Genomic DNA, 2,193 nt, shown 5'->3' on the forward strand with positions numbered 1-2,193 from the left:
GACGGCCTTGGTGCCGCTGATGGTGGGCGTCGGGGCGGTGAGGACGCCGGCGGCGACGGCTGCGGTGGCAGCCGACGTCCGGGACGTGTTGACGTAGCCCGTCCTGGCCCCGGTGACCCGGACGCTCATCGGTTTGCCGCTGTCGGCCGGCGTCAGGGTGTAGGCCGAGCTTCGGGCCCCGCTGACCGCGATCCCGGCGCGGTACCACTGGTAGCCGAGAGTGACCGGCGCCGGCGCCCAGGTTCCGGGATTCGCCGACAGGCGGGTGCCGACCCGCGCGGTGCCGGTGATCGTCGGGACCGCGCCGCTGACCGGAGAGCCGACGACGACGGGCCCGCTCGCGAGGAGCTGCACCGAGGAGTCGCCGAGGTATGCCGTCATCCGCAGCGAGACCTGCTGGCCGACCATGGCGGCTGTCAGCGTGAGGGGACGTGGGCCTTCCCCGTCTGCCGGTCGTGCGACGCCCCCGACGACCCACGTGTAGGTGGGGTACCAGTCCCCGGCAGGGGTCAGGGAGCCGTGCGTGGCCCGCAGGACGCTGCCGACGGTCCCGGTCCCGGTGATCCGAAGGGGGGCGGTGAGCGTGGGAGCTGTCTGCTCCACCTCGACCGCGTTGGACTCGGCGGAGGCCGTGCGGTAGCCGGAGACCGCACCGGTGACGCGAGCGAGGACCGAGCGTCCGGCGAGGTCGCTCGTGAGGACGAGGGTCGGTGCCGTGGCGCCGGGGATGGGCTCGCTGGCGCCACGGTCCGCGGTGCTGCGCAGCCACTGGTAGGAGAGCGTGGCGCCGGTGGGCCCCCAGGTGCCCGGGTCGACGGTCACGGTGCTCCCGACCGACGAGCTGCCGCTGACGAACGGCTCACCGACGCCGAGGGCCTTGCCCGCCACGGGCATGACGATGCTCAGGCGGGGGTGGGGCGCCGACGTGCTGACGGTGAAGTCGCTGGCCGTCTGGAGGGTCGTGGACCCGTCCCAGCACCGGTCCTCGTGGCGGATCGCCGGCGCCCAGTCGCGGTACCACGTGTCGAAGACGCAGACCCGGTACGAGCTGTCGGGCTCGACGTCCGCCGTGAAGGTCCCATCGGGTCCGGTGAGACGAGGGCCGAACTGCCGACCGACCCAGTCCGCGTCGGTCGGGCCCTTCTCGTAGAGGTCCCACGCGATGTTGGGCAACGGGGTGCCGGCGGTGTCGGTCACGGCCACCGTGACGCCGGTCCAGGGGTCGAGGACGAAGTCGACGTCCGTCACCGGGGTGCCCGCGGGCACGGTCCAGGTGGTCTCGGGGTCTGTCGTGCTGGCGAGGCCGTCCCAGAACTCGTCAGGGTAGACGTTCTGGGTGGTCTCGTCGGTGGCCGAGAGGGTCACGGGGCCGGCCTCGACACCGGTGAGGGTGAACGCACCGGCCGCGGTCGTCGACTCCGTGAGCTGCTGGCCGCCGGCGGACGTCAGCGTCACGGTGGCACCCGCCACGGCGCGGCCGTCGCGGTCCCGGACCGTGCCGGAGACCGTCGAGCGGCGGTCGAGCTGGATGTCGGCGACGACAGGGGTGGGACCCGCCGTGACCGGCACGGCGTCCTCGAAGCTCGAACGATCCTGGAACCACTCGGTGCCCCAGTCGGCCCCGCACTCCGTGTCGTCCCAGCATCCCGCCTGCACCCGGTAGGGACCGGGGGAGGGGACGGTCGCGGTGTAGGAGCCGTCGCCGCCGTACTGGACGGTGTCGACCGGTTCCTGGTTCTCGTCGTACACGGAGACGGTCGCGTCGGGGATCGCGACGACCACCCCGTCCGAGGTGAGCCCACTGACGTGGCCGGTGATCGTGTAGGTGGCCGCGCGGGCCGACCCCGCCGAGAGCGGGAGGAGTGCGGCGGTGACGGCAGTGCCGACGATCAGGGTGAGGGCACGCCGCGCGCGGTGGCGCGTCGTGGCCCCACCCCGGCCGACCCCGAAGCGGTGGCTGACCACGAGTTCTCCCGAAGAGTCCGGGCGTCGACTCGAGCCGCGACGCCTGCGGTCACCGTATTGTCCTTTTGCTGCACTTATACGTGGATTGCTCAATTTGCCGGGTGCTGGGCACGTCGTCGACCCGGCCGTGTGCTCATGCCAGGGAGCGGAACGGCGCCGCCCCGGGTGGGGAGCGGCGCCGTCGTGCGGCCTCAGCGTGCGTCAGCCGATGGCGGTCGTCTGCGCGGA

1 protein-coding gene is annotated in these 2,193 nt (G+C 73.0%); it reads right to left on the bottom strand.

The window, feature by feature from the left end:
• Positions 1-1,965: carboxypeptidase regulatory-like domain-containing protein (locus ABD979_RS16830; protein WP_345508665.1), on the bottom strand; the 1,965-nt coding region annotated here is incomplete at its 3' end.
• Positions 1,966-2,193 lie beyond the last annotated feature (228 nt).

Source organism: Terrabacter aeriphilus (assembly GCF_039542985.1).
Lineage (GTDB): Bacteria > Actinomycetota > Actinomycetes > Actinomycetales > Dermatophilaceae > Terrabacter > Terrabacter aeriphilus.